The organism is Ignavibacteriota bacterium (assembly GCA_016708125.1).
In the GTDB taxonomy this organism is placed as follows: Bacteria; Bacteroidota; Ignavibacteria; order Ignavibacteriales; family Melioribacteraceae.
Window position 1 is genome coordinate 68,706 of sequence record JADJGF010000001.1, and the last position, 20,853, is coordinate 89,558.

Annotated in this window: 13 protein-coding genes and 1 pseudogene; all 14 read right to left on the reverse strand. The window is 31.1% G+C overall.

From position 1 onward, the window contains the following. Window positions 1–123: 123 nt before the first annotated feature. The gene (locus tag IPH62_00390) at window positions 124–1,260 is read right to left on the reverse strand and encodes a galactose mutarotase (GenBank protein MBK7103731.1); all 1,137 of its coding nucleotides are present in this window, start codon (window positions 1,258–1,260) and stop codon (window positions 124–126) included. Between the two features lie 50 nt (window positions 1,261–1,310). Next, on the reverse strand, window positions 1,311–3,281 hold the full coding sequence (locus tag IPH62_00395; GenBank protein MBK7103732.1) for a glycoside hydrolase family 127 protein: 1,971 nt from the start codon (window positions 3,279–3,281) through the stop codon (window positions 1,311–1,313). 39 nt (window positions 3,282–3,320) lie between these two features. Beyond that, window positions 3,321–4,183, reverse strand: a pseudogene (locus tag IPH62_00400) (hypothetical protein). Window positions 4,184–4,310: 127 nt separating this feature from the next. Beyond that, a complete protein-coding gene (locus tag IPH62_00405; protein ID MBK7103733.1) occupies window positions 4,311–6,335 on the reverse strand; it encodes an alpha-N-arabinofuranosidase in 2,025 nt (674 codons plus the stop codon). Between the two features lie 58 nt (window positions 6,336–6,393). Beyond that, entirely contained in the window at window positions 6,394–8,580 is a 2,187-nt protein-coding gene (locus IPH62_00410) for a sodium:solute symporter family protein (protein ID MBK7103734.1), read from the reverse strand. Window positions 8,581–8,608: 28 nt separating this feature from the next. Next, a complete protein-coding gene (locus tag IPH62_00415) occupies window positions 8,609–9,994 on the reverse strand; it encodes a glycoside hydrolase family 28 protein (GenBank protein MBK7103735.1) in 1,386 nt (461 codons plus the stop codon). A gap of 32 nt (window positions 9,995–10,026) precedes the next feature. Continuing rightward, complete coding sequence (gene iolG, locus IPH62_00420; GenBank protein MBK7103736.1) at window positions 10,027–11,040, reverse strand: inositol 2-dehydrogenase; 1,014 nt, start codon at window positions 11,038–11,040, stop codon at window positions 10,027–10,029. 18 nt (window positions 11,041–11,058) lie between these two features. Beyond that, window positions 11,059–11,958 (reverse strand): TIM barrel protein, encoded by a 900-nt coding sequence (locus tag IPH62_00425; GenBank protein MBK7103737.1) that lies wholly within the window; start codon window positions 11,956–11,958, stop codon window positions 11,059–11,061. A 19-nt stretch (window positions 11,959–11,977) separates the two neighbouring features. Then, entirely contained in the window at window positions 11,978–13,447 is a 1,470-nt protein-coding gene (locus tag IPH62_00430) for a CoA-acylating methylmalonate-semialdehyde dehydrogenase (protein MBK7103738.1), read from the reverse strand. A gap of 14 nt (window positions 13,448–13,461) precedes the next feature. Beyond that, window positions 13,462–15,321 carry a 3D-(3,5/4)-trihydroxycyclohexane-1,2-dione acylhydrolase (decyclizing) gene (gene iolD / locus IPH62_00435; GenBank protein ID MBK7103739.1) on the reverse strand — a complete coding sequence of 620 codons (1,860 nt, stop codon included), beginning with the start codon at window positions 15,319–15,321 and terminating at the stop codon, window positions 13,462–13,464. After that, on the reverse strand, window positions 15,321–16,340 hold the full coding sequence (iolC, locus tag IPH62_00440; GenBank protein ID MBK7103740.1) for a 5-dehydro-2-deoxygluconokinase: 1,020 nt from the start codon (window positions 16,338–16,340) through the stop codon (window positions 15,321–15,323). Before iolC ends, iolD begins: the two co-directional genes overlap by 1 nt. After that, window positions 16,333–17,226, reverse strand: a complete 894-nt coding sequence (gene iolB, locus IPH62_00445; protein ID MBK7103741.1) for a 5-deoxy-glucuronate isomerase — start codon at window positions 17,224–17,226, stop codon at window positions 16,333–16,335. Before iolB ends, iolC begins: the two co-directional genes overlap by 8 nt. A 56-nt stretch (window positions 17,227–17,282) precedes the next feature. Further along, window positions 17,283–19,523, reverse strand: coding sequence for a GH92 family glycosyl hydrolase (locus IPH62_00450; protein ID MBK7103742.1), 2,241 nt, complete (start codon window positions 19,521–19,523; stop codon window positions 17,283–17,285). 296 nt (window positions 19,524–19,819) lie between these two features. After that, entirely contained in the window at window positions 19,820–20,851 is a 1,032-nt protein-coding gene (locus IPH62_00455) for a LacI family DNA-binding transcriptional regulator (GenBank protein ID MBK7103743.1), read from the reverse strand. Between the last annotated feature and the right edge of the window lie 2 nt (window positions 20,852–20,853).

The following is a 20,853-nucleotide window of genomic DNA, read 5'->3' on the forward strand; positions in this document are numbered from 1 at the left end:
ACTTTGAATCAGTTAGCTAACGGATTCAGAAGTAACCATAAGCTAAAAATCAATATTTATAAATCTAACAGTTGAATAATCTTTCGTAAAAATCCAAGCAATAAAAAATATTTTCTAAAATATTTATTTAATTGAAAATCGATAAATAGTAATCTGTTTATACGTTTCACCGGGTTTTAATATTGCGTTTGGAAAATCTTTTTTATTTGGTGAATCCGGATAAACTTGAGACTCAAGACATAAGCCAGTTCTAAAATTATATTTTATATTATTTTTCCCAATTGATGTTCCATCCAAAAAATTTCCGGAGTAGAATTGCAATCCAGGCTGATCTGATAATATTTCCATAAATCTTCCGGAAGTTGAATCATACAAACTTGCAATATTTTTCAAACTTCCATCATAATTATTAATTGCCCAGTTGTGATCATAACCTTTTCCGAATTTTAATTGTTCAAAATCATTATTAATTCTTTCTCCAATTTTTGTAGGTTTTCTAAAATCCATGGGAGTGTTTTCAACTTTTTCTAATTCACCGGTTGTAATTAATCCCTTATCAACCGGAGTAATATAATCAGCATCAATCTTCAGCTTGTGATCCAAAATTGTATTTTCAAATGATCCACTTAAATTAAAATACGAATGATGAGTTGGATTTGATATCGTTGGTTTATCAGTCGTTGCAGAATACTCAATTTTAAGTTCGTTGTTATTTGTTAAAGTATAAGTAACATGAATATTCATATTTCCCGGATATCCCTCTTCTCCATCTGGACTTGTGTAAGAAAGTTTTAAACTTTCACCTTCTTTATTTTGAATTAACTCGCTCTTCCATAAAACTTTATTAAATCCAATTTTACCGCCGTGTAAATGATTTTCGCCATCATTAATTGTAAGTTGAAATTCATTTTCATCAATTTTAAATTTTCCTTTACCAATTCTATTTCCGTAACGTCCAACTGTTGCACCGAAGTAAGAAGTTCCGTTAACATAATTTTCAAGATTATCATATCCCAAAACAATATCTTCAAATTTTCCATTTTTATCCGGAACGAAAAGCGAAACAATTGTTGCACCATAATTGATTATTTTTGCTTCAATGCCTGAAGAATTTTTTAATGTAAATAGATAAACTTCACGACCGTCATTTAGTTTTCCAAAAAGTGTTTTGTTTTTTTGTGTAACTTTTTTTTCATCGGAGCTGCATGATATTATAGTTAATAACGTAAACATCAAAAAAAATAAATTTAGTTTTATCATTTTATTTCCCGCTGGTTTGATTTAATAATTAAGATTGTGTTTTTATAAAGTTATTTTCTTTTTAACCAAACTGACATTTCACCAATTCCTCTATGCGACCAAGCATAATATGGAATTAACTTAAGCTCAGTCTGCTTACCGTTTTCTCTCTCAACATTTCCTTTTATTTCAACTATTCCATTTAGATTGGCTTCATTAAATTCAGCAGAAAAATTTGCTTCATCCGGAACAACTATATCAAATATTTTTCCTTCGTTATCTATCCCTTCAGCACAGTAAACAATTGGTCCTCGTTCAATTGCCACCATATTTTTATCATCTATTACACTTTCATTTGCAATAACTTTTTTAATTTCCATAGGCAGATTAAGTTCTAATAAAACTCCACTTTTCCACTTTCTATCTAAAGTTAAATATCCTTTTTGAAAATTATAATCAATTATTTCATTATTCAACTTTATTGAATATTTATTTTCTGTTTTATCGATATAAGAATATAAATTGCTTGGAATTGGAGAATTTTTTGTCCATCCGGGAATTCTAATTTTTAGAGTGAATTTAATTTCTTGTTCGGTTTCAATCTTAAAATTTATTTTTCCATCCCAAGGATAATTATTACTTTGGATAATTTTAAATTCATTTTCACCAACTTTAATTTTTGTCTCATTTGCAATAAATAAATTTACATAAACCGTATCACTATTTTGAGCGTAAATATAATCGGAAACCGAAGGTAAGAAGCGGATAATATTAGAGGGACAACATGAACAATCAAACCATTCTTTTCTTGTTAACGCACCTTGATTGAATTTATAATTTCCATCCGAAGTAAGGCAGTTCGGGTAAAAAAACGAATCTCCGCTTAATGAAACTCCGGCAATCATTCCGTTATAAAGAGTTCGTTCTAAAACATCAATATATTTTGAATCGCCGTGTAAGAGAAACATTCTGTAATTCCAATAAACATTGCCTATTGCAGCGCAAGTTTCATTGTACGCCGTTAAATTTGGTAATTCATAATCATTTCCAAATACTTCACCGTGATGCAATGCACCAATTCCGCCGGTAATATAAATTTTCTTCGATACAACATTTTCCCAAATATTATTAATTGCACTCAAATAATTTTTTTCATTCATCATGGCGGCAATATCTGTCATTCCAGCATACATATAAACAGCTCTAACTGCATGCCCAACTGCTTCGTTCTGCATTATAACCGGTAAATGATCTTGATTATATGAACCATATAATTTATGTCCGGTAGAATCACCGCGAATATCCAAAAAGAATTTTGCTAAATTTAGATATTTAATATTATCCGTAGCTTTGTACAATTTTATTAATCCGGTTTCGATAATTTGATGTCCCGGCGGAGTAAGAAGTTTTTCATTACCGAATGTATTATCAATCAAATCTGCATTTTTCAAAGCGATATTCAGAAAATTTATTTTTCCGGTTGCACGATAATGAGCATAAGCAGCTTCGTATAAATGTCCGGCATTATATAATTCATGGCTTGCACCTAAATTAAACCAACGCGGACCGTGCTTAACCCAATTTGCGGGTGTTGTTGTAGAATCTATAGTTTTCCAAGTTGTTAAATATCCGTCGTCTTCTTGTGCGGCAGCAATTTTCTCAATTATATCATCAATATATTTATCCAAAATTTTATCGGGATTTGTCTGCAAAGAATATGAAGCACCTTCTATTATTTTGTAAACATCGGTTTCATCAAAAGGCATTAACCCTTCATATTTTCCTTCAAGTAAACCGCCGGCTCTTTCAAAATTTCTAATTCTGCCTTCTTCTTCACATTTATTAAAACCAAATGGAATTGTAATTTCACGATTTGTATTAACTCTTTCATTCCAGAAATTATCTGTTAATTTTACTTTTGTAAATGGTACAGTTGAAATTGGATAATTATTTTGAGGAGGTTCAATTTGAAAAGCATAGTAATTAATAAAAAATATTAAACAATAAATTAAAATAAACTTAACTTTTTTTATAAATTGCATTTTTTCAGCCGAATTAATATTAGAACAATTAGAGTTTAATTAATTTTTTGATACACGTATAAGTTCTGCACTGTGCTCTTTTATTTCAAATGAAATTGAATTTTCAAATGAACCAATATCTTTTTTTTTCCAAAGATTTCTTACACTATAATTTTTATCAGTCAATCCTAATTTTTCCCACTCCAAGATAACATTTTTGTTACTATCATTAATATTAAAAACTCCAATATATTTATCATCTGAATCTGGAATATCTGCCATCCAGACTATAATTCCATTCTCATTATAAACTTCATGATTATTATAACTATTTTGATTTACTTCAAGAACCTCTTTATTAGAAATTAATGAAAGTGTAAAATCATCATTGTCAGAAAGATTTCCGCCAAACATTAAAGGTGATCTAAAAATCGATTACAAAGATACTATAATTCAATTATTAAATTATTGTATGCTTGTCCGCCATCATTATTTTTTAAGGAATACATATCTGTATTCCAAGGATAAATACTATTCCTATCGGCTATTTCATTTGCTTTGTTATTTGTATTCTTAATTTGCAAATTTTGCTATACGGCTTGTCGCGGAATACCTCGCATAATGTGAATTCCAAATATTAATCCTAAACTATGAATATAATCCGCAAGCGGCTTGAATCCTTTTCCATTTGATGAAGAAGGGAAACGATTTTCAGCCGGAATTAATCTTCCAAATTCATCCATATCTAATTTTGTAAATTTTCTATATCCATGTGATTTTGCATTTGGTTCATACCATTGAATATCGACAACAATATATTGCCATCCATATTGTTTAAGATATTTTACCATGTAATCGACATTTGCTTTTACTTCATCTTCCGAAACTGTTGTACCAAAACAATCCCAGCTATTCCATCCCATCGGCGGAGTTACATTTAATAAAAATTTATTTACCTCAATTTTACTTGTAGAACATGAAAATGTTAAAAATGCGATAAGTATTAAAAATCTATTTTTTATTGTAAAATTTATTTATTAAAATAATTTTTCACTTCGTTTCATGAAAAAACATTTCAGCCGGAATTATTTGTTTTTTCATTCCCGGACCTTCAATACTTGCATTTAATTCTAAACCGCCGCCGGCTTGAAAAAATTCAAGTTCAATTTTATGGAAACCTTTTTTCAACGAAGCAAAACCTTGAACTTCAATTGGGGCATGTCTTCCGTCGTTGCTAATTAATAATTTTCCATCAATATATAATTTTGTTCCGTCATCAGAATTTGCATAAAAATTATAAAAGCCGTCTTGTGGAATTTTAATTAAACCGGAATATTTTACGGCAAAATCAGACCCATCGCTATTTTCGGGAATTTTAATCTGATCAATAAGTCCTTCACTAACTAATTTTAATTCGTCAAAGTTAGGAAGATTCAATAGCGCTTTTTTATAATAATTATAATTTAATTTTGGCTTAGGATTCTTAACATCAATAGCATTTCCAATACTTGAATTTAATTCACCATCTAATTTTAAAACTACTACAGATTTAGAAGGTAAATTAACAGTTAAATTATTTTTTGATATTTCAAAATCTGAAAACTCAGTTGGTTCAACATTATTTTGATTATCAAATGAATTTAAGGCGTTCATTTCATCGGAAGTTAAAATTCTTCCGGTAACTTTGCCGTTTATAAATTTCTCTAAATTAATTTTTACATTTTCATTGTGGTTAGGATTTACATTACATAAAGAAATGTGAACAACTCCATTTGAATTTATTGATGCAGTTGCATTAACAGAAGAAATAGATTCTCCACCAATAGAATATTGAGAAGAATGCAATTCAATAGGCAAATTTATTGCACCTTTATGAACTTTATACATTTCAAAGACATGATACGTTGGAGTTAAAACCATTTTTTCATTATCTGTTAAAATCATTGCTTGAAGTACATTAACCATTTGCGCAATGTTTGTCATTTTTACTCTATCTGTATATTTATGAAAAATATTTAAATTACTTGCCGCAACAATTGCATCTCTCAAAGTGTTTTGTTGATATAAAAACGATGAATTTGTTCCGGGTTCTACGTTATGCCAAGTTCCCCATTCATCAATAATCAATGCAACATTTTTTGCGGGATCATATTTATCCATTACCTTTGTATGCATTTGAATAAGTTCATCCATTCTCAAAGTTTTTTGAATAACAGAAAACCAACCGCTTTCGTCAAAATCTGCTGCCGTTTTTGAATTATTTGTGTAATAATGCATACCGATTCCATTAATAACTTTACCGGCAATTTGCATAACATCATCAGTCCATAATGTATCATCAACATTGGGACCAGAAGCAATTTTATAAATTTGATTGCCCGCATAATTTTTTGCATACGTTGAAAAAACTCTTGCCAAATCTGCGTAATACGCTGGTCTCATTCTTCCGCCGCATCCCCAACTTTCATTTCCAATTCCCCAATATTTTACTTTCCATGGTTTTTCTCTTCCATTTTTTTTTCGTAAATCAGACATCGGATTTCCGCTTTCAGAAGTTGTGTATTGAATCCAATCTGCAAATTCTTCAACTGTTCCGCTACCAACATTTGCACTGATGTAAGGTTCTGCTCCAATAATTTCGCATAAGTTTAAAAATTCATTTGTCCCAAAACTATTATCTTCAACAACTCCGCCCCAATTTGTGTTAACCATAGATGGACGATTTTCTTTTGGACCAATTCCATCCATCCAATGATATTCATCGGCAAAACATCCGCCGGGCCAACGTAAAACCGGAACCTCCAATTTTTTTAATGCTTCAAGAACATCATTTCTGTATCCATTTGTATTAGGAATTTTTGAATTTTCACCAACCCAAATTCCGCCATAAATACAGCTTCCTAAATGTTCTGCAAACTGTCCATAAATGTTTGGATCAATATGACAGCCGAGTTTATCTAAATCAATAATGATCTTTGTCTCATTCAGATTTTGTGATAAAATTGGATTTGTACAAATAAAAAGCACAGTTAAAATTGAAATAATTTTACTGATATAAAGTTTTGAAATTCGCATTTAACATTCCTTAAATTTTAAAAAACCTTTTTAACCTAATTTATATATGATTAATATTTTAATAAATTTTAATTACAGCAAACAAAGTTCCAATCACAATAAATGCAATAACAACCGACATTAAAAATCCGAACCAATCTTGCTTATTCCATTTGTACATTTCTAATTGAGTATTTGGAAAAAGTAAAACTTCTTTAGTTTTCTCCGGATTTGCTAATGATTTATTTATATCATCTATATCAATTTGCGGACCTAAACCTCTTACTCTTGTTCTCATTTTCATAAAGAAATTATGACTAATTTTTTCATCATCGGGTTTTGTTAGCAATGAAACTAAAATTAACACTATGAACGGAAAAAATAGTCTTATCATTAATCTTAAAGTTTCATTTAATGCATAAGGATATTTATTAAGTTCGAATCCAATTGTTTTAAGAAACATTAGTTCCGGAAAGAAATAACCTTGTGCTTCTAAAATTCCTTCATCATTTACTTTTGGTTGTTTTGACCAGAAAACAGATTTTGAGATTTGTACAAATTCTTTTGAAAACTTTTCACCAACTTCTAAAGTTTTCGGTACAACTAAATTTAAATCTCCATTTTCAATTTTTTGGTTAATTAATTCAATTTCAGCGTTTCGTTCTTGCACATCAATTTCTCTTGCGATATAAGTTCTAACAACTGGTTCCGGTTCTGTTTTTAAAAGCATCCATTCACTAATTCTAATATCTGCTGAAAGACTTGATATGAGAACGGGAATAATGTAAAATAAAAATAGTGTTATTAAAATTGAAGTCCACGCACCAATTTTATTTGATCTTCTCCATTTTAGCCCTAACCAGAAAGCTGCAACAAAAATGACAAAAAATTCCCAAATAAATTTCAAGATTTCAAAAATGTTACTAAACTGAGTTGCAATTATTGCACTTCCAATAAAAAAAACAGCACCAAAAATTCTTCCTATCCAGACATAATGAATTTCACTTTTTCCATCAAAGATTGGTTTGTACACATTATGTAGTAATAAACCAGAAACCGTTAACATCAATGCTGTAGCAGTTGACATAAGAGCAGCCATTAAAGAGGCAATCATTATTCCAACGAGACCAAATCCAACCGGACCAAGTAAATCGCGTGTTGCATAACCCCAAATTAAATCTGAATTTTGAATTTTGCCTGAATAAAGAAGAATTGCTGCTAATCCTAATAATCCCCAAAGAATTGTACAAAACCTTTTTATAAAAACTCCCGTAACAAAACCAAATCTTGCAGAATTTTCATCTTTTGCAGCAGCATTTGTAACTAATTGATTTGGCTGTGTTACAACAGTTAATCCAGCAACTAATGCAGCTGCTATAATAAAATACCAAGTGAAATCAATTAAATTTGGTGAACCAAAAATTTCAAAAAATGATTCCGGTAATTTTTGGTGCAAAATTTCTAATGCAGATTCATTTTTACTGGTTCCATAAATTTCAGTAATTCGCATCCAAGAAAATGGAATTAAAATAATGGATAATAAAATAATAAATGAACCTTGAAGTAAATCTGTGTAGAAAGCAGCTTCCAAACCGCCCATTACTGCATAAAGTAAAGTAATAATACATACTACCCATATTAACATACTTTCATTAATATGTGAAAATAAACTGTTGGGATTTAAAGTTCTTAGTTCATTTATACGTTTTGTTTCAATATCCGTAAGATTTTTAGCATCTTTTTTTTCAAGTTCTGAAAGTTCCATGGCAAGATTGTATTCAGTCTTCTCTTCTTGAGTAAATTCAGAAACTGTTTTGGGAGTTATGGCTAAAATTGTTTTGCTCATTGCAGAATATCCAAGTGATACTAATCCCATCATTCCAATACTGGCAACAATAGCATATGTTGCTGCCATTTTCTTTGAACCGTATCTTTCTTCATAAAAATCAGCCATTGTTAAAACGCGCATTCTTCTTTGCCAGGGTGAAGTAATCCAATAAAGAGGAGTAGAGAAAACCATTAAAAGTGAGCTCCAAATTCCGGCGGCTCCGTTATGAAATGTTGTAGTTGCTGTGCCAACGGGACCATCAGCAGAAGTGGCTTGACCAAAGCTTGCAAATGTTTGTATCAATTTCCCAAACTTTCTTCCGCCAAGTAAATAATCTTCTTGATTTTTAATTCTTTTGCTTGCCCAGATTCCAATTCCAATTACAACTAAAAAGTATATCAGTATTACTACTAAATCCAGAATGTCTAATCCAAACAATTTTAACTCCTATTTTGAAATTTTCTTACTAACTGTTATTAATAAATATTGGTTCTAAATTTTCTATGGCTGATTGACCTTTAAAGTTTTCAATTGTTAAATGAGGTATATTATTTGCATAAATTGCAAACTTGTAATATTTCGCAATATTTTTTCCCCAAGAAACTGAGCAATTATTAATTGCAATTTTTTGTGCTGTATCAAAATAAAACCCGCTGATTTCAGTTTCCAACAACACAATTGTATCTGAAGGTCTTAAGTCGTAAAGATTTCCTTTATATTTTGTTGTTTTACTAATTTCTAGTTGAACATTATTGAATTTTAAATTACTGATTTTATCAGCTTCTCCGCCGACAAAAATTCCATTTTCACTTTTGCAATTAATATTTGAAAAAGTAATATTTGAAACTTTCCCAACTTTACCTTCTGTTTGACCTTTTGCAAATCTCCAATTTGAATCTTTATGGTTTTCTGATTTTCTTTTATATGCTGTTATATAAATTGGCTCGGCTTTTCCCCACCATACATCGTCAAATAATCTGCTTTCAATAATAATATCTTGAAATAAAATATTTTCTACAATTCCTTCATCTCTGTTTTGAATTCCAATTCCGCGATTACTATTTTTTATTATACAATTTGAAATAATAATATTTCTTATTGCATCCATATTTTCACTGCCCAATTTTATTGAGCAAGAAGTAGATGTCATAATACAATTTGATACAATAATATTTTCTGTTGGTCCGTATTCTTCATACTCTCTTCTGGTTTTGAAGCAAATACAATCATCTGCCGATTCAATATAACAGTTACTGATTGTAACATTTTTGGAATGATCAAGATCAATTCCATCAGAATTTCTAATTTTAAGATTATTCAAAATTGTAATGCCATCAATTTTTACATTTTCACAGCCAACAATATGCAAACACCAATATGCAGAATTTTTAAAAGTTATATTTCGGATTGAAAGATTTTTTACATTAACTAAAGTTAAGAGATGTGGTCTTGGATCAATTTTATCAAATTCTTTTAGAACAAATGCCGCTTTCTCTTCCGGACCCATAAACTCAATTCCGTTACCATCAATAATCCCGGAGCCTTCGATACTAATATTTTGTAAATTTTCTCCTCCAATCCAAATTGTTCCTTCACCTAAATTTTCACGGAATGCACTTTTGGTATAAACTGATTCATCAGGATTTGCAATTAATACTGCATTAGTTTCAACAAATAGTGTAACATTTGATTTTAAATCAAACGGACCCGACATAAAAATATTTTGTGAAGGTATTATAACTTTTCCGCCGCCATTTTCAGAGCAATTGTTTATTGCTCTCTGAATTGCTTGCGCGCTATCTTTTATTCCATCGCCTTTTGCGCCAAAGTCAATTATATTATATTCTAACATTTGATTCAAAATTAATACTGAGAAAATTTTACTTATAATATTTCAGATAATTTAATTGAACGATTTTCTTTTACGGATTTTTTCGCTGCTAATCCCACAACAACTGCTTTTAATCCATCATTTCCATCAACAGAAACTGGTTTATTATTTATAACTGCTGAACAAAATTCTTTCATTTCTCTTGAATAAGCTTCGGTATATCTATCCATAAAAAAGTTAAGAGGTAAAGATGCGTGCACACCGCTATCGCTATAATAATTATGATTATCCGGAGCATTATTATCAACTTTAATCATTCCTTTTGAACCAAAAATTTCAACTCGCTGATCATATCCATAAACAGCTTTCCTACTGTTATCAATTACACCTAATGCACCGTTTTCGAATTTAAGATTTATTATTGCCGTATCAACATCGCCATTTTCACCAATTTCGGGATCAATTAAAACATTTGCATTTACATATACTTCCGAGATTTCACTTCCTACAATGTACCTTGCCATATCAAAATCATGAATTGTCATATCAAGAAACATTCCTCCAGAAACTGAAATGTACTCAGCCGGCGGAGGTGCGGGATCTCTTGATGTAATTTTTAAAATATGTGGTTCACCAATTTTATCATCTATAACCATTTGTTTAATTTTGATAAAGTTTGAATCAAATCTTCTGTTAAATCCAACCATTAGTTTTACACCACACTCGTTTACAACATTAATAACATTCTGTATAGTTTTAATATCTAAGTCGATGGGTTTTTCGCAAAAGATGTGTTTGCCGGCTTTAGCTGCCTCAATTGTATATTGCGCATGTGTATTAGTCGGAGAGCAAATTACAACTGCATCAATTTCCGGATTGCTTATAATATTTTTATAATCTGAAGAAAAATTTTTAATATTAAATTTTGCAGCTAACTTTTTTGCTTCATCTTCATTAACATCAGCTATTTCTACAATTTCAGCATCCGGTATATTTTGCACAATAGTTTCAGTATGTACTTTTCCTATTCTTCCCGCACCAATAATTCCTATTCTTAGTTTTTCCATTTTTATTTCCGTAATAATTTATAAACCTAATTTTTTAATATAATCCCTATTATGCTGAGCACATTCTTTAGGATTGCCCATTCCGGGTAAAACATCTTGCTCAACAACAATCCATCCCTCATAATTTATATTTTTTAATTCTATAACAATCGATGGAAAATCTACTGCACCTTTACCCAATTCACAGAAGACTCCATTCTTTACTGATTCAAAATAATTCCATTTTTCTTTACGTGATTTTTCTGCAATATTATTTTCACAATCTTTAAAGTGAATATGCCAAATTCTATTTTCATGTTTTTTTAAAGCTATTAGCGGATCTCCACCGCCAAACATGTAGTGTCCCATATCCAAAACTAATCCCAATAAATTTGGATCAGTAAGTTCCATCAATTTATCAACTTCAGATGGAGTTTCTACAAATCCAGCACAATGATGATGAAAAACCGTTCGAAGTCCGGTTTCATCTTTCACAGCTTTTGCTAAATTGTTTGAACCCTCAGAAAATATTTTCCATTCATCATTATTTAAACCAAAATCTGGTGTAATTCTTCCGGCATTTTTTGTACGATAATCAACTTTCCCATTGTCATCTGCAAGAACAATAAATGCATTTTCATATCCCGCATTTTTCATCAAGTTTGCTGTTTTTATTGCAACTGCAATTCCATCTGCATGTGCAGATTTATCTTTTAGGAATACGGGAACAAAAGCCCCCACCATTGTTAATTTACGTTTTATTAATTCTTCAGCTAATTCTTTTGGATCAGTAGGCATAAATCCCCAATCACCAAGTTCAGATCCGACATAACCGGTTTCTTTAATTTCATTTAATACTTGAATATAATCCGGAGCTTGTCCTTCCAAATCAAATTCAAGTACTCCCCATGAACATGGAGCATTTGCAATTTTTATCATAGTTCAACTCCAATTTTAATTAAAATTTTCTTGTCCATTCACTATACCATCTTTCAATCACAACTTTTGTTTGAGTATAAAATTCCACCGCATGGTTTGATTGAGCATGAAGATCTCCGTAGAAAGATTCTTTCCAACCACTAAACGGAAAGAAAGCCATTGGCGCGGCAATTCCAATGTTTACGCCAATATTTCCCGCAACAACATCGTGCCTAAATTTTCTTGCGGCAGAACCATCTGATGTAAATATACAAGCAGCATTTCCGTATTTGCTTGAATTAATAAATGAAATTGCTTCATCCAAATTTTCAGCATATTTTAAATTCATTACAGGACCAAATATTTCTGTCGTTGCTGCGTCAGTATCAATCGGAGCATTTTCAATTATCGTCGGGAATACATAATTTCCGGTTTCATAATTTTCAACATTTTGATTTCTTCCATCAAGTAAAACGTTTGCGCCTTTTTCTTCAGCTTCATTTATAATTTTTAAAATTCTCTCTTTACTTTCTTTAGTAATTATTGCACCCATTTGTGAAGCTTTATCTAAACCATAACAAGTTGTTTTTGATTTAGCAGAATCAATTAATTTTTGCACAAATTTATCTTTTGCTTCGCCAACTAAAATAACGGTTGATGCAGCTAAACATCTTTGTCCCGCGCATCCGTAAACACTATCCGAAATAATATTTGTAGTTGTTTCAACATCTGCATCCGACATTATTACAACGGGATTTTTTGCACCGCCTTGCGCTTGAACTCGTTTACCATTTTCAGTTCCTTTTGAGTAAACATACTTTGCAATTTTTGATGAACCAACAAAACTAATTGCTTTAATTTCCGGATGTGTTAAAATTCCATCAACTGTTTCTTTTCCGCCATGAACCAAATTTAAAACTCCTTTAGGGAGATTCAATTCTTCCAAAAGTTCAAATATTTTTGTCATTGTTTCCGGAACTTTTTCCGATGGTTTAACGATGTAAGTATTTCCACATGCTATTGCGTATGGCATAAACCAAAATGTAATCATTATAGGAAAGTTAAAAGGAGCAATGCATGAGCCAACTCCCAAAGGCTGACGAATTACATACTCATCAATTCCGCTTGCAATATCTTCAGAAAATTCACCTTGCATTAATGTTGGAATTCCGCATGCGACTTCAATATTTTCAACCGCTCTAACAATTTCTGCTTTTGATTCGGCAAAAGTTTTGCCGCATTCTTTTGTACTTATTATTGCAATTTCATCGGCATTGTTTTCAAGAATGGTTTTCATTTTGAATAAATATTGAATTCTCTTTTCTGCCGGAGTATTTCTCCATTCTAAAAATACCTTAGAAGCAGACGCAGCAGCAAATTTAACATCTTCAGCGCATCCTTCCGGAACTTGACTAATTACTTCACCATTGCCGGGATCAACAACATTTAAATATTTATCTGATTTACTTTCGACCCATTCACCATTTATATAATTTTTTAATTTTTTCATTTAGATAAAATCCTTTATAAATAATATCGCTGTTCTTTTTTATGCACTTTATATTCTTCGTAAGCTTTTTTTACCGAATCTATATTGGATACTTCGGAAACCGCAACTTCCCACCAGCTATAGCCTTCAACAGTTTTTTCTAAATTTGTTTCAACATAAATTACAGTTGTTTTATCTGCATTTTTTGCTTTACTTAGACATTCGGTAAGTTCATTATAACTTTTTGCAACTAAAACATTTGCTCCTAAGCTTTCAGCGTTCTTAATAAAATCGACTGGTAAAATATCGCCGTCTAAACTTCCGGATTTATCATTTCTATATCTGTACTTTGTCCCGAATCTCTGACCGCCTAACGATTCTGATAATCCGCCAATGCTTGCAAAGCCGTTATTATTTAATAGAATAATTGTAAATTTTATTCCTTCTTGAATTGATGTAATAATTTCGTGATTATTCATTAAATAATTTCCATCGCCGATCATTACATAAATTTCTCTATCCGGAGAAGCCATTTTTACACCAATACCGGCTGCAATTTCATATCCCATTGTTGAATAACCATATTCAAGATGAAAACTTTTTTCATTTTGTGTTCGCCACAATTTATGCAAATCGCCGGGTAAACTGCCAGCCGCACAAATCACAACATCTTTGGCATCGGAAAAATTATTTACAGCACCAACAACTTCTGCTTGTGTCATTGGAAATTGTTTTTTGTCAGAATAATATTCGGAAACTTTTTTATCCCAAGTTTTATTAAATTCTATAGCTTTATTTCGCCATGAAGTTTCAACTTTAAAATCTTTTAACATTTCAATTAATTCATGTAACGCAGCTTTTGCATCGCTGATTAAAGGCAATGCAGAATGTTTGTGTGAATCAAAATCGGTTACATTTATATTTATGAATTTAACATTCGGATTTTTAAAAGCGGTTTTTGATGAAGTTGTAAAATCACTATAGCGTGTTCCTATTCCGATAATTAAATCTGCTTCAGCAGTCATTTGAACTGCCCCCGGTGTTCCCGTTGCTCCCACGGCTCCAAGATTTTCCGGTTTAGCATAACTAATTGAACCTTTACCGGCAAATGTTTCCGCAACCGGAATTCCGGTTAAATCAATTAATTTATTTAACACAGTTGTTGCTTCGCTATAAATAGTTCCGCCGCCGGTAATTATAATTGGTTTTGAACTATTTTTTATCATTTCTACAGCTTTTAATAGAAGCTCTTTATCGGGTCTAATTCTTGGAATTTTCCAAATTCTTTCGTTAAACAAATCTATTGGAAAATCATAAGCTTCAGCTTGAACATCTTGAGGCAAAGCTAATGTTACAGTTCCCGTTTCAGATGGCGATGTTAAAACTCTCATCACTTCGGGCAATGCTGTAATTAATTGCTCGGCTCTATTTATTCTATCCCAATATTTTGAAACTGGTTTGAAGCAATCATTTACAGAAATATCTTGAGTACTTTGTGATTCTAATTGCTGCAATACCGGAGCGACATTTCTTCTTGCAAAAATATCTCCGGGAATTAATAAAACCGGTAATCTATTGATAGTAGCTGCGGCGGCTCCGGTCAGCATATTTGTTGCTCCCGGTCCGATAGATGTTGTACAAACAAAAGTTTCCATTCTGTTTTTCATTTTTGCATAAGCTGCAGCAGTATGAACCATCGATTGTTCGTTTCTTGTTTGATAATATCTAAATTCCGGATTTTCTTGAAGAGCTTCACCAATGCCGGCAACTATTCCATGACCAAATATTCCAAAACATCCGACAAAGAATTTATTTTTTTTTCCGTCTCTTTCGACATATTGGTTCATTAAAAATTTTATTACAGCTTGAGCAACTGTGAGTTTTACAGTTTCCATTAAAATCCTCCGTGAGATTCAATAAATTGCATAACTTCATCATGAGTTGGATTAAAATTTGCGCAACCATGTTTGGTAACTAAAATTGCGCCGCAGGCATTAGCAAGTCTGCAGCTTTTGTACCAATCCCAACCATTTAAGTAGCCATAAATAAATCCAGCTGCAAAAGCATCTCCGGCACCAAGAATATTTATTACTTCAACGGGAAATCCCGGAACATCAATTCTCTTTCCATCTTGCAAATAATAAGATGAACCTTTTGCTCCGCGTTTTACAATTAATGCTTCAACTCCGGTTTTTAAAATATTCTCAATTGCTTCATCAATATTGCCGGTTATTTCCGGTGCAGATATTTGCTGATTCTTAATGCAAATTTGTGTTGGGTCTTTAAGCATTGTTGCTAATATTTCTTCTTCAGTTCCGATTGCTAAATTTGCATAATTTAAAAAAGCACGCGTTGTTACTCCAAAAGCTCTTGCATCATACCACTGATCTGCGCGAAAATCCAAATCAATTAAAACTGGAATTTTATTTTCACGTGCTTGTTCTGCGGCAAAAAATGCAGCAGATCGACTTGGCTCAATATTCAAAGCGGTTGCAGAAACTTCAAGCAATCTCGTATTTGAAATATTTGCATTTATTACATCATCAATATTAAATTTTGAATCGGCGCAATTATCACGATAATAAACTAACGGAAAATTATTCGGAGGTTCTATTCCCAATATTACCGCGCTTGTTCTTGCACCGTCTTTAATCGGAATAAATTTTGTTTCTACATCTTCCTTTTTTAAAAAATTAAGAAGGAATTTTCCGACTTGATCATTTCCCACGGCAGAAAGTAATGCCGATTTTAATCCTAATCTTCTTAAACCAACGGCAATGTTTAACGGCGAGCCGCCGACAAAAGCCCCAAATTCTTTAATATCAATAAACGGCACACCAATATTATTGCTGTACAAATCTATTGACGAACGACCGTATGTAAAAACATCATATTTTTTTTCTGAATTATTCATTGTTCATTTCCAAAGTTACTAAGGGAAGTCTTTCATCCATTTTTTCCCAAGTTCCGTAAATCCATTTATGATCCGGATCATCAGTATTTGCTAACGATTGATCGGAACCCGCTAAAAAGTTTAGGTAATATGTATTGTAGCCATGTCCGGCTGAAACCGGATGATATCCTTTAGGAATTAATACAGCATCGTTATTATGCGGTTCTGCAATTTCGTTTAAATCTCTGTTATCCGTATAAACTTTTTGCAGAGCAAATCCTTGAGGTTTTTCGAATTTATAAAAATATATTTCCTCTAATTCTGCTTCAAGTAATTTTCCATTTGGATCAACTTTTCTTTCATCATGTTTGTGTGCGGGAAAAGAACTCCAATTTCCGGAAGGAGTATAAACTTCTACACAAACAAGTTTACCGCACGCAGAGCCAGGAGGCAATATTGAATTTATTTGTCGTGATGCATTATCACCGCCTCGTAATTCAATTCCATAATTTTTTACCATTTGAGGTGTAATAAAATAGCCGTCATAATCATTTTGCGATTTGCAATAACCGAACGCAAAATCGACTTCATCACTTTGACATTTTAAAATAAATTCTGTGTTAGGAGGTAAATAAGCTGCATGCGGCAAACCTTTGAAAACATTTTTCCTTCCGTTTTCCGTAAACCATTTTCCGTATTTTGATTCTATTGAAAACTTTCCGCCGAGCAATACAATACAAATTTCATTTTGTTCTGTATTACTTTTCCAAACATCACCTTTAAATAATTTTTGTGCACCAAAGTTTAAATACTTCCATACAATATTTTCAGAAGTTAAATCATGATATCGACTTGAGCCAATATTATTAGGATGAATCAATAATTTACATTTTGTATCAATATTCATCTGTATAAATTTTTATTATTATGATTAATTAATTCTAACATTTCTATTCTCAACTTTTATTCTAAAACAAATTCTAAAGTCCCGCCGTTGATAATATCAGAATGATTAATAATATTTTTATCTAAAATTTTGTCATTAAATAAAATTATTTTTACTTCATCATTTGTATTTGAACCAGTTTTTTTAATTGTAAAATTCTTTCCGTTTCCAATATCAATTATACTCTTTTCATGATTAGGCAAAAATATTGAATATTCATCTGAACCGGGACAAACCGGATATAATCCCATCGAAGCAAAAACATACCAAGCCGACATTTGGCCGGCGTCATCATTCCCGCTTAATCCACCCGGGTCCGCGCTATATTCCTCGTTGAGAATTTTTGAAATAATTTTATTTGTTTTATTTTGTTCACCACTGTATGAAAATAAAAATGGAATTTGATGACTTGGTTCATTTCCATGCCAATAATTTTCACTTTCAAAAAAGTTTGATAACTCCATATTAAATTTTTCTTGACCACCCATTAAACTTATTAATCCATTTACATCATGCGGAACATACCATGTATATTGCCAAGGAGTTCCTTCGGTTATATACGGCATTCGTTTATCCTTTACAAAATCTTTTGTAAAAGTTCCATCTTTAAATTTTCCTCGCACACTTTTTACGTTTGCATCATACACATTTTTATAATTTTTTGATCTATTAAAGAAATATTCAAAATCTTTTGTGTATCTCTTTTTTTTTGCAATTTGACTTAAAGCAAAATCATCATAGGAATATTCTAAAGTTCTGGAAACTTGTTCTTGCTGATGGAAAGATTCTTTCACACTGTCTTCAAGCGGAATAAAGCCATACTGCATATAGGATTTTAGAGCTCTTCTACCTTTTCCATTTACATAATCTTTAAATTCTTTCGGTGATTCAGTAGCATTTTTTTTTAGATATGAATATTCGTTTTCATTAAGATCAATTATATTTTTGATATATGCATCCGCAATTAACGAAATTACATGATCGCCAATCATAGCGGATGTGTAACTATTCCAACATGGAAAAATTGGAAGCCAACCGCCTTGCTCAGCCATCTGCAAAAGTGAATGCATCATTCCTTTACTTTTATTTGGCAAAATTATATTAAACAATGGATGAAGCGCACGGTATGTATCCCAAACTGAAAAATCAGAATAATAATTTTCTTTACCGGAATTTTTTATTCCCTTACCGCCGTTAAATGAAGGATATTCGCCGTTGCAATCGCTATAAATTCTTGGATGTTGAAGTGAATGATAAAGTGCTGTGTAAAATTTAACTTTATCTTCTTCTATACTTGTTTCAATTTTTATTTTTGATAAATATTCATTCCAAATATTTTTCAAATTTGTTTTTACTTCATCAAAACTTTTATTACCAATTTCTTCGTCTAAATTTTTTCTTGCATTTTCTATACTTACAAATGAAGTTCCAATTCTTACATTAATAATTTTATTTGATGAATTTGAAAAATCGATAAACGCACCAATTTTTTCTTGATTAGAAATTTCATATTTATTTTTGAAAATATTTTGTCCTTGATAAACTCCGAATTCTTGAATCGGTACTTCAAACCGAATAACAAAATAGCCGCTAAATCCGGCACTTTCTCCCCAGCCTTGATAAATTCTATGTACCGGATTATATCCAACTATTTCATTTTGCTCCGGAATTACTTTTATAAATCCTTCATTCTCATCGCTGTTTGGTTCAACAATAATATATTTTTCTTCATTATTATTGAATGAGAATTTTAGAAATCCGCATCGTGTCGTTGCAGTAATTTCACAATCAATATTATAATTCTCTAAATTAATTTTATAAAAGTAAGGAGTTGAAATTTCATTTGAGGGAGAATAATTCGAACCTCTATTTTCCAGCAAATGATTTAATTTTCCAGAAATAGGCATAATTGAAAAACTGCCGTAATCTTGTGTGCATGAACCGCTTAACCAATGTGTACCTCTAAATCCGGTAATTAAAGAATCTTTATAATAATACGGCGCAACACATTTTGTTTCAACATTTTTTGTTTGCGGAGTCCAATTTGTCATTCCAAACGGAACTGTAACCGAAGGAATTACTTGAGCATTATTTTCGGTTCCTTCACCATGTTTAAGTGCGCTGATTGTTCGAGAAGGAGCTGTGCCAATTAACGGATTTACATATTTTACAAAATCATATGAAAAATTATTTTGCGAATAAATAATATTTACTATCATAAAAAAGAATAAAATATTTTTCGTTAAAATTCTAAACATGACATTTTTTCTTTATCGAAAAGTTATAATAAATATTATTAGGAATTATTCAATTTATTAAAAAATTGAAACGGTATTTATTTCAAATATTGAATTCAAAATCTAATATTACTAAACCGATTCATTTTGAGTTTTTTAATATAAATCTAATTAATTTATAATCTTTGGTTGAGAAATAAAAATTTTACTATAACGCTTTAGTTATTTAATTATTTTTGATTTTAAAATCAAGTATTATTTTGAATTTGGAAGGATTTCTATTGCGAAACAGTATTAAAATTCAATGAAACTATTTTTTAATTTTGATTAACAAGTGAATTTGCACATGTATTTCTTTTTACAACTTTATGTTCAATTATTACTTTTTCGTTTTTAATTTCACCTTTTGATTGTATTACTTTTATCAACAACTTTGTGGCTTCTTCACCTATTTTATGCGCCGGCATATCTATTGTTGATAAAGGAAATTTTAAATATTTTCCAAAATCAATATTATCAAATCCAAAAACCGAAACATCTTCCGGGACTTTGATATTCAATTTTTCCAAAGCATTAATTACACCAATTGCCGATAAATCATTATAGCAAAATACTGCGGTTGGTAATTCCTTTTCCTTTTTTGAAAATAATTCGTAAGCCAAATTATAACTGTCTTCAATATTTGGTCCAACAACAAAAATAAATTCTTCGTTTATGGGAATTAAATTTTCATTCATTGCATTTTGATATCCCAACAATCTTTTCTGAGCATGCCCGGAATGAGGTGGACCTCCAAAGTATGCAATTTTTTTATGTCCTAATTTTATTAAATGAACTACTGCTTCATATGCTGCTTTTCTATTATCAATATCTACGCTATTTACGGTATAATTATCAATCATTCCGAGAATTACAAATGCAATATTATTGCTCATTAAATTTGCGAGAGAAATAAAATTCCTTACATCATTTTGAATTGGTGAAATTATTAATCCATCGACTCGTTTGCTGAGCATTGTATTTATAATTTCTGCTTCTTTTTCGGCTTTTAATTCAGAACTTCCCAATAAAACTGAATAGCCAAATTCCGAGGCAGTATCATAAACGCCTTTCATCACTTTTGCAAAATGCGGATTATCAATTTCTTTGATTATTAGTCCGATACTTTTTGTTTCTTTTAAAGCAAGTGATTGAGCAATTTGATTAGGATTAAAATTATATTTTTCAATTACTTTTAAAACTTTCTCTCTGGTTTTATCAGAAACACCGGGTTTATTGTTCAACACAATAGAAACAGCGGAAACTGAAACATTTGATAATTTTGCAATATCAACAATTGTTAATTTCATTA